This is a genomic window from Vibrio sp. SCSIO 43136, from assembly GCF_023716565.1.
GTDB lineage: Bacteria > Pseudomonadota > Gammaproteobacteria > Enterobacterales > Vibrionaceae > Vibrio.
Window position 1 is genome coordinate 1,437,508 of sequence record NZ_CP071848.1, and the last position, 9,714, is coordinate 1,447,221.

At 44.2% G+C, this 9,714-nt stretch carries 9 protein-coding genes; 3 read left to right on the forward strand and 6 right to left on the reverse strand.

The window, feature by feature from the left end:
• Window positions 1–10 precede the first annotated feature (10 nt).
• From J4N39_RS06715 to queC, 3 genes are all read left to right on the forward strand, one after another.
• The gene (locus tag J4N39_RS06715; RefSeq protein ID WP_252023325.1) at window positions 11–1,381 is read left to right on the forward strand and encodes a bifunctional NUDIX hydrolase/phosphatase PAP2 family protein; all 1,371 of its coding nucleotides are present in this window, start codon (window positions 11–13) and stop codon (window positions 1,379–1,381) included.
• Between the two features lie 130 nt (window positions 1,382–1,511).
• The gene (queE, locus tag J4N39_RS06720) at window positions 1,512–2,186 is read left to right on the forward strand and encodes a 7-carboxy-7-deazaguanine synthase QueE (RefSeq protein WP_252023327.1); all 675 of its coding nucleotides are present in this window, start codon (window positions 1,512–1,514) and stop codon (window positions 2,184–2,186) included.
• Window positions 2,187–2,195: 9 nt separating this feature from the next.
• Window positions 2,196–2,888: a 7-cyano-7-deazaguanine synthase QueC gene (queC, locus tag J4N39_RS06725; protein ID WP_252023329.1), complete on the forward strand. Its 693-nt coding sequence runs from the start codon at window positions 2,196–2,198 to the stop codon at window positions 2,886–2,888.
• Here the strand turns inward: queC and J4N39_RS06730 are convergent.
• From J4N39_RS06730 to J4N39_RS06755, 6 genes are all read right to left on the reverse strand, one after another.
• Complete coding sequence (locus J4N39_RS06730; protein WP_252023331.1) at window positions 2,863–4,821, reverse strand: diguanylate cyclase; 1,959 nt, start codon at window positions 4,819–4,821, stop codon at window positions 2,863–2,865. The two genes, queC and J4N39_RS06730, sit on opposite strands and share 26 nt — an antisense overlap.
• 229 nt (window positions 4,822–5,050) lie before the next feature.
• The gene (locus J4N39_RS06735) at window positions 5,051–5,401 is read right to left on the reverse strand and encodes a DUF2750 domain-containing protein (protein ID WP_252023333.1); all 351 of its coding nucleotides are present in this window, start codon (window positions 5,399–5,401) and stop codon (window positions 5,051–5,053) included.
• A 62-nt stretch (window positions 5,402–5,463) separates the two neighbouring features.
• Window positions 5,464–6,081 (reverse strand): OmpA family protein, encoded by a 618-nt coding sequence (locus J4N39_RS06740; protein ID WP_252023335.1) that lies wholly within the window; start codon window positions 6,079–6,081, stop codon window positions 5,464–5,466.
• Window positions 6,082–6,092: 11 nt separating this feature from the next.
• Entirely contained in the window at window positions 6,093–7,400 is a 1,308-nt protein-coding gene (locus J4N39_RS06745) for a TolC family outer membrane protein (protein ID WP_252023337.1), read from the reverse strand.
• Window positions 7,401–7,576: 176 nt separating this feature from the next.
• On the reverse strand, window positions 7,577–8,182 hold the full coding sequence (locus tag J4N39_RS06750) for an OmpA family protein (protein WP_252023339.1): 606 nt from the start codon (window positions 8,180–8,182) through the stop codon (window positions 7,577–7,579).
• A 9-nt stretch (window positions 8,183–8,191) separates the two neighbouring features.
• Window positions 8,192–9,496: a TolC family outer membrane protein gene (locus tag J4N39_RS06755; RefSeq protein ID WP_252023340.1), complete on the reverse strand. Its 1,305-nt coding sequence runs from the start codon at window positions 9,494–9,496 to the stop codon at window positions 8,192–8,194.
• Window positions 9,497–9,714 lie beyond the last annotated feature (218 nt).

The window sequence follows — 9,714 nt, forward strand, 5'->3', positions numbered from 1 at the left end:
GGACCCATTCGTGATCCAACGTCTATTACTATTGATTTTATTTTTCTCGCCCTTAAGTCTAGCCAGTGAAATGCCCAAAGGTGCGTTGTGTTTAATTGCTACCGACAATAGCCAAGTCGTGATGCTTCGAGAGGTGTTAACTGGAAAACTATCGCTGCCCGGTGGCACGATAGAAGCTGGCGAGGACCCGAAACTCGCCGCACAGCGAGAAACATGGGAAGAAACTGGATTGGTCGTGACAGTAGGTGATGAAGCTTATCGAAACGAGAAGGCGATTTATTACGACTGTGTCTCAGATTCTGAAGTGATTGCTTATACCACTCAGACAGAACATGGCCACTATTTAGTGCCAGCTTGGTTTGCGCCGCATTTTGGCATAGAAATGAACCAAGTGATGTTAGCAAACCCAGATTACGTTGAGGATTATCGTTACAGTTACCACCTTTACCACATCAAAAAAGCGATACCAGATCTTACCCACCACAAGGTTCGCTTCATTGAGCATGCCAGCGAAGCTGCACCAAGTTTATATGCGGCGCAACTGCCTTATCTGGTCGTGCTTCAAGATTTTGTATTGCAAAGTGAGGGGTTGAAGTTTGTAGTGATTTTACTTGATGCTCTTGCTTCGCCTGTGCTTTTGCTGGTGGCAATGATCGTTTTGTATTCCAAATTTTCCAAAGCGGAAGCGACCATGGTCGCCTTTGCTGTTTCGATCGTGTCACTTTTGGCGCTTGTTGCTCAAGTAGGGCTTTCGATTGCTAGACCATGGGCATATATGCCTTCGCTTCAAACGAGCGTGGTGGACCTAGGTTTTGGAGCCCCAAGCCTTGCGACTGCGGTGATGGTGACCCTATTTGGGTTATCATATCGCCTTTACGCAGAGGCTCGCTTGGTTAGCCCTATGCTGGTGATTGTATTGTTACAAGGTTTTGCGTCAATTATTTTGGGTAACCAGTTTTTCCTAGATATCGTGCTAGGTGCAGTATTGGGTGGACTGGTCGTTTGGCACTTTGTTCGAACACAGGCGAAGGTGGGCTCAAAGTTCAAGCGTTTGTTTGAGAGTAGCATGATTTGGTGGGCACTGAGTGCACTGTGTGTGGTGCTGGTGGTAATGTGGCAACGCCCAGAATTTGCATTTTGGTTGGCGTTGAGCCTTAGTTTAGCGGCTATTCATATGACTTTATTGCCTAATGATTCGACCAAGCTAAGCCATGTTGCGACAGGGGGCTTGGTTCTTATTGGGATTATAATCATTGCTGTTGCCGCTTGGGGTCAAGTGTTAGCTTCATCGAGCTCCTTCCTATCGTTTATTATGCTCGTCGCACCATACCCTTGTGCAGCTTTGGTTTGCGCCTCCGTGTTCAAGATCATGCAGCGTTAAAGCATCGCTGCTATTTTCTATTCACAGCGCTTTAGTGACAGACTAAGGCGCTGCATATCATCACTCCACTAGTATTGGGTTATCATTTCCGTATAATCTCGATTCCAATTTTTTAAGTGGTTTGAACTTCATGACCCAATATAAACTAAACGAAATGTTTGAAACGATTCAGGGAGAAGGTTCATTTACTGGTGTACCGTCAGTATTTGTGCGTCTCCAAGTATGCCCAGTAGGCTGTGCATGGTGTGATACCAAGCAGACGTGGGAAGCACTGGAGCAGGACCAAGTTTCGCTAGGGGATATTATGGTCAAACAGGGTGATAGCCCAACCTGGTGTACGTTGGATGCCTCTGAGTTGGTTGCTGAGTATCAAGCTCAAGGTTACAGTGCGACAAATGTGGTTATCACAGGCGGCGAACCGTGCATTTATGATCTTACTGAGTTGACTCAAGCCTTTGAAGCGATTGGTTGTCAGTGTCAAATTGAAACCAGCGGCACTTCTGAAGTGTTAGCCACGGAATCAACTTGGGTGACAGTGTCACCAAAAGTCGCAATGAAAGGCCAACTTCCAGTACTGAAAAGCGCCATGTTGCGTGCCAATGAGATCAAGCACCCAGTTGGTACTCAGAAAGATATCGACCAACTCGATGAGCTATTAGAAATGGCAGGCATCGCTAACGCTTCAAACGTTGCTTTGCAGCCTATCAGCCAGAAGGCTCGTGCAACTCAGCTGTGTATCGACACCTGCATCAAACGTAATTGGCGTTTGTCGATTCAAACTCATAAATACTTAAACATCGCATAGGAATAGAAGATGAATAAAGCGGTTGTGGTTTTTAGTGGTGGACAGGATTCCACGACTTGTTTGGTCAAAGCTCTTAAAGAATTTGATGAAGTTCATGCGATTACTTTTGATTATGGACAGCGCCATAAACTAGAAATTGAAGTGGCTGAAGCTTTGGCGAAGAAGCTAGGAGTAGCGGCGCACAAAGTGATGGATGTAGGCTTGCTGAATGAGTTGGCAATCAGCTCTTTGACTCGAGATGACATTCCAGTTTCTCATGAGCTTCAAGAAAATGGTTTACCTAATTCGTTTGTGCCAGGCCGAAACATTTTGTTTTTGACTCTTGCTGGGATCTACGCTTATCAAATCGGAGCGAACACCGTAATTACTGGGGTTTGTGAGACAGATTTCTCTGGCTATCCAGATTGTCGAGACGAGTTTGTCAAAGCGATGAACAGTGCACTAGTTCAAGGGATGGATCGCCCTTTAACCATTCAAACGCCGCTGATGTGGTTAGATAAGGCTCAAACTTGGGCGTTAGCTGATCAAAATGATGCGTTGCAACTGGTACGAGAAGAGACGCTCACTTGTTACAACGGCATCATAGGTGATGGGTGTGGTGATTGTCCGTCTTGTGACCTGCGCCGAGCTGGTCTAGAAGAGTATCAAGACAACCAAGCGGCAGTTATGCAAACGCTTATCGAGCAGCAGAATAAGGCATAATGTCGATAGGGTCGTGGTAGGCATCCACAATGCAATCACGACCATTTAGCTTCGCTTGATAGAGCGCTTGATCCAGTATCGAATAGAGCACATCGAAGTCGTTAAGCGCTTCTTTTGTAGCTAAAAAAGCAAAGCTAGCGGTAACGTTAACATCCAAATTATCTTCAGAAGTAAATTGCGAGTTGGAGATAGAGGCTCGCAAAGATTCCACTCGATGTGCAGCATCGCCTTCTGCCACATTTTTCATTAAGACTAAGAATTCTTCCCCTCCTAATCGGCCAATAAAATCACCCCTCTCAAGACTTTCATTAATGACTTGGGTGACGTGGAGCAGTGCTAAATCACCCGTGGGGTGCCCGTAGCTGTCATTGACTTGCTTAAAGTTGTCAAGGTCGAACAGTGCTAACACGTTGTAGCAGCCTTCAAGGCTAGGCTCTTTTTGCTGGCGAACGCGACTTAGTGTACCGATCCTGCTAAGTGTGTTAGTCAGTGAATCATACTGAGCTAAGCGACGGCTCTTAGTGTGAATTTTATAGGTCGCAATCAATAGTATAGCCAAGCAAAACAGAGCGAATTGATAGAGCTCTTGGGTTTTATACAGGTTAACAATTTCGAGCTGCTTTTCGTGGTTGTCCTGAAGCAGTTTAGAGCGCTTTAGTTCTTCTTGTAGTCGAGCACGATTGAGATCCAAAGCCTCATAGGCCGTGCGATTTTCATCGTGATGCATAGCGATAGAAAGTTGGTGATAGTTTCGGTAATGTTCAAATGCACGTTGAGTATCGCCATTGGCTTCGTAAAGCTCAGAAAGAAGCTTTTCAGAGCTTACTTTGAGGTGATGTATATCATTGTCGTAGGCGGCTTCCTGAGCTTGCTGAGCATATTCCAGTGATACAGGCAATATATCTAAGGTCCAATACGCTTGGCTTAGGCTGAGTGCAATTTCGGTTTGCATCGCGTTGTTTTTCATCTTGCTCGCAATGGTCATCGCCTGATGAAGGTATGCGTTGCTCAAACTGTGATTATTGAGTTTAGTGTGAAGTTTGCCAAGTCCAATATAAACGTTAGCCATACCAAAGGCATACTGGGTTGGTTTGAGTTTCTCTAAAGAGAGTTCAAAATACTCTTGAGCTAGCTCAAGTTTATCCATGTGCAAGTAAAGCTCGGCTAAACTGTGCAGCACCTGAGCTTGTTCAATGGCGAGGACACCTTCTTGATTGGTGAGGTCAAAGGCTAGGGTGAGGTAGCGTTCAGCTTCTGAGAAGTTACCTACTTTGGCTAGCAGATTACCAATGTCATTATAAAGACCACTATCAAGTAGTTTACTTGGGGTACTTTCCAATGCGTGATTATAGAACTCGAGTGCGAGTTTGATATCCCCAAGTTCGCTGTAATTCATGGCGAGTAGGCGATGAACGATGTGTAATGGAATAAACGGGTCTTGCTGCTCGGATAAATAGGTTAAGGTGTTGGTGCAGTAGAATTTTGCATTGTGATACTCGCCCATTCGCGACAAAAGGTTGCACAAACGATATTCGATAACCGTCGTAACACTCGGAACTAACTGTGACTTGGAGGTTGCTAAATCGACCTTGTATCGATTAAGCGCCTGTTGATATTCACCTTGAGTTTCATGGTTTAGTGCAGCGATTAAGCTTTCTTTAAAGCGCTCAAATTGAGTGGGATTTGCATTTGCCTCAAAGTAGTAAGGTTGCCCTCGAAGGGTGAAAAATTGTTGTATTAGGCTAGAGATATATAGCTTTTCTCCACCTTCAGGGAGAGCTAAATACCTTTGTTCTAACATTTCTATTGCTTTGTTAGGTTCCGATTTCTGATAGGCGTGGTAACGCTCAATCCATGTATCTCTATCAAAAGCATGGCTCAATGGTGTGAGTAAACTGGTCAGTAGTAACGATGTTTTAAGTAGTTTCTTCATCGGCATCTTATCTTATGAGATCATCGAGTCACGTTTTGATGTGGGGAGATTACACTATTTTCGAGTGCATTTTATTTTTGCTGTAAAATAATTTTAAAATTAGTGAGATAGAGTAAGTTGCGCTGCATTATCATGATAGCGATCGACATCAATTTTTAGACATACACCGAGTTTAAGGTGTAAAAAAAGCAGCCACCAATGACTGCTTTTCATAGACCTTAGCGACAAGTTATAGGTAAAGCTTTGCTAGATCTTTTGGTTCCATTTCTTTACCTTCAAGTTGGTCGTTCCAGTTAGTACCAACAAGAACACCATCTTCGTCTAGCGTTAGTAGCCAATCTTCTACGAAAATATCTAGCGGGATCTCTAGAACTTCAAAATCTGCCCACTCTTCAACATTGTGAAGTTCAGCGTCTTCCTTTGACGACCAAAATGGCATAACTTCACTTTCTTCAAACTCTGTAGAGTCACAAGCTAGCCAACCATCTTCATTTCGTAGGCCCCAAACTTTACCGTTAGCTTTAGTATCGTTAACGAATAGTTCAAGGTTTGCTTGAATATCAGCAGTTAATGTGGTCATTTTATAAGTCCCATAGTAGATTACCTGCGTAGCTTACCACTTAAACGAGATCGGGCTAAGGTTTATTTCTTGAGCGTCGTAAAGATTGTCCAATCTTTATCCACTTCCCCTTTAAGTCCTACCACTGTTGCCTCTACACGGCGGTTTAGTGCGTGTGATCTTGGGTCGTCCCCTGTACGGGATAGCTTATTATCACCAAAGCCAATGGTACGGATACGAGAGCGGTCGACACCATATTTTACAAGCGCATTTTCAACTTGTTTCGCACGTTGCTTGGAAAGTTGAAGGTTTTTCTTAGAGTTACCTGTGCGACTGGCAAACCCTTGCAGTTCGATTGCGGTTTCAGGATAAGCTGCCATGAAACTAGCCATTGTTTGGATTTGCTTTCTAAACAGTACCGAGACTTCAGAAGAGTTGTTTTCAAACAGCACTTTGAGCTGCTGGTTTTGGCGAGTATTTACATAAAGCTCACAGCCGACGTTATCAACCTTGGCCCCTAATGGGGTGCCGTCACATTTGTCTCGGGCATTGATAACCCCATCGTTGTCTTTGTCATGCAGGTCGGCACGTTGTTTCGCCACAGGAACGGCGATATAGCTCTCAGTGTCTCCGTTTTCAGCAGACACAGAAAAAGAGAGGCTTGCAGCAACAAGCAGCGAAATAATATTGGTGTTTTTCATGATAAATTTTATTAGTAGTCGATTTTCTCTAACCACTCTTGAGGCATATCGACTCTTAGAGCATCGAGTAGGTTACCTGAAGCGTTCATAACGCGGTACTTCGCAAGCTGCTCTGCATAGTGAGCATCTATGTAGTCTTTACGTGCTTCGAACAGTTCATTTTCGGTGTTGAGGAGGTCGAGTAGAGTTCGTTTTCCGATACGGTATTGTTTTTCGTATGAGATGACAGTTTCTGATGCTGAGTCTACGTGGTCTGCCAAAAATTCTTTTTGCTGTAAAGTCAGGTCTAACGCATTCCATGCAAGCTGCAAACTTTCTTTTACGCTACGGAATGTGTCATCTCTTAGATCTTTAGCTTTGTTTAATTGGTAAGCTGCTCTCTCGGTATTGGCGTCATCAGAACCACCGTTATACAAGTTGTATCTCAGTCGAAGCATGATTGAAGTCTCGCTACTGCTTCCAGAGATGCCGCCGGCATCATCTCGCCACGCTTGTTCTGCTTCGAATGAAATTGTTGGGTAGTTTACTCCTTTAGACTGCTCGTATTGAAAGCGAGCAGCCTCTACATCAACAGTGGCCGTTTTAATCACGGGATGATCATCGTATGCTCGTTCTAGTGCTTCATCAAAGGTGAAAGCGATCGCTTCGGCGTCTGCTCTAGGGAAAACCAAACCTTGTGGTGATTGCCCAACTAAGCGGGTGAACTGTGTGTGAGTATCAAAGATGTTGTTCTGCGCAGCTAGCAAGTTACCGTGCGCTTTTGCCAAGCGAGCTTCTACTTGAGTGACATCAGCAGTTGACCCAATTCCAGATTCCGCTCGACGTTTTATGTCTTTGTAGATTTTTTTGTGTACGGCAAGATTACTTTCTGAAAGAGCAAGAACTTCTTCAGATTTCACGGCTTCAAGGTAGATCTCTGCAACTTCTAGTGCTTTGTCCTGTGCGCTCGCAATTAGAAGGTAACGCATAGATTCTGCTTCTGCAGAAACCCGATCGATGTTGTTTAACGTGGCTGAACCATCCCAGATTAACTGGTTGAGGGTAACACTCGCTTCTTTTCTCGTCAGGTCAGTTCTCTCACTAGATGTCGCACTGTCTACACCTTCGTATCCAATGCCTGCATCAAGATCGATGCTAGGAAGGTAAGCCCCTTCAGCTGCATCAATGTCTTTGACATAGCTCATAAAGTCGTTGTACGCACTTTTAAGCTCAGGGTTGGTAGCGAGAGTGTTTGCCACAGCTTGCTCTAATGTTTGAGCATTTACTATGGTTGCTGAACTAAGCAGGCAACTTGCGACAAACCAAGAAAAACGTTTCACTGCATCTCTCCATAGATGATGGTTATCATTATTTTGTTTGAATTGTAGTTTAATGAATGTCTTATTTGTGAGAACTGACTAAGCAGAAAAGTTATCACATAGAGATTATCGTTGTTTAAAAGTGCCCATGACTGATTGATTTACGGGCACTTTTATCTTGAGCTGATCGAAAAAGTTTATTTTTCACGAGTGGTGAAAATGCTCCACTCTTCGACAACGTCACCTTGATGCCCGACAACAGTAGCAACCACTTTACGGTCTAATGCTTGGTTCACTTCTGTGTAGTTGCCAGCTACATCAATATTGTCACCAAACCCGACGGTTTTAATACGGGTGTGGCTGACCCCATAACTTATCAGCGCACGGCGCACATTTTCAGCTCGACCTTTAGAAAGCTCCAAGTTTTTCTCAGCACTACCTGTTTTACTGGCGTAACCTTGCAGCTCAATGCTGGCTTCTGGGTACTTGTCCAAGAACTCAGCCATTGTACGAATTTGACTCATAAAGGCGGGAGGTACGTCCGTAGAGTTGTTGGCAAACAAGACTTTCAATTGACGTTTTTCTGTTGCTTCGAAATACTCTTCACAGCCATCGTTTGTTACTTCGGCCTGTCTTGGCGTGTTCGGACAAGTATCTCGTGCGTTTATCACACCGTCGTAATCGTCATCTGTCAAATCATTGGTTTGAACAGCAACTGGGACAGGAATGTACTCAGGTTCTTCAGCTAATGCAGTGTTCGAAGCAAGGACAAGGCTTGCTGACACGATGGCCCATATTTTCATAATCTTTCCTTAGTATTTAACAGGCTCAAGCCACTCTTCAGGAATATCAACCAACAATGCATCGAGCAGTGTTCCGGTAGCATTCATCACTCGGTATTTCGCATATTGCTCTGCGTAATGCGCTTCTAGATAATCCTTTCTCGCTTCATACAGCTCATTTTCTGTGTTAAGCAAGTCTAGAAGGGTGCGCTTCCCAATTCGGTATTGTTTCTCATAGGCGATGACTGTGTTTGACGCTGAGTCCACATGGTCAGCTAGAAATTCTTTTTGTTGCAACGTAAGGTCGAGCGCACTCCAAGCAAGGCGCAGGCCCTCTTCGATATTGCGCTCGGTATTTTCACGCAAATCTTTTGCCTTGTTACTCTGGTATGCAGCTCTTTCGATCTGCGCTTCATCGCTGCCGCCATTATAAAGGTTGTATCGTAACCTTAGCATTGCGGATGTTTCTTGCGCTGTTCCTTCAGTACCATCGGCGTCGTCTTTCCAAGCGTGCTGAGCCTCGATAGATAACGTTGGGTAGTTCACCCCTTTGGATTGTTCATATTGGAAGCCAGCTGCATCCACGTCTGCTTGAGAGACCTTCAAAACAGGGTGGTTTGTCTCTGCAATTGACAACGCTTCGTTGAGAGTCAAAGGGATTTTGGTGATATCCGCTCGAGGGTAAATCAGCCCCGCTGGGTTTTTACCCACCAACCTAAGGTATTGAGTGTGCGTATCTGCAATTTCGTTTTGAGCGGCAAGAAGGTTACCGTGTGCTTTTGCAATACGTGCTTCAACTTGTGTAAGGTCCGCTGTTGAACCTAATCCTGATTGTGTGCGTCTTTCTATATCTTTGTAGATTCGTTTGTGAACTTTCAAGTTGCTCTCTGAAAGCGCAAGAAGTTCATATGCTTTTATTGCGTCAAGGTAGATCTTTGAGACTTCTAACGCTTTGTCTTGAGCATCAGCCAGTAGTTGATACCTGATCGATTCAGCTTCCGCAGCAGTACGATCAATATTGTTGAGCGTAGCTGAACCATCCCAAATTAATTGGGTTAGCGTTAATGTCGCATCTTTTCTGGTTAAATTGGTGGTTGGGTTTCCTTCAGTGGCGGGGTCAACTCGTTCATACCCGACACCAGCATCCAAGTCTAACGTCGGCTTATAGTCGCCTTTGGCAGCTTCATTTTGCTTAACGTAGCTTTGGTATTCGTTAAAAATGGATTTTATGTTTGGGTTGGTAGCCAAAGTTGTCGCAACGGCTTGCTCAAGAGTTTCTGACGACACTGGGGCTGCTAAAAGTATTGCAATCAGAGAGAGCGAAATTCGACGCATGTCCATTCCTTTGGTTCAAAAGTAGTAGCTGGAAGATTTGTTATTAATGAAATGTTAAGCCATTAGGCATCTCAATACTGAGAACATGTTCAATTAGTTGTAGACCAAAAATCGTGGTTATTTTAGTCAATGTGAGAATAAATAATGCGTTTGAAACAACTTTAAGTCTCGTGCTAATTCACATTTTTCTAATTTAATACAATTAAACAGCTGCTTAG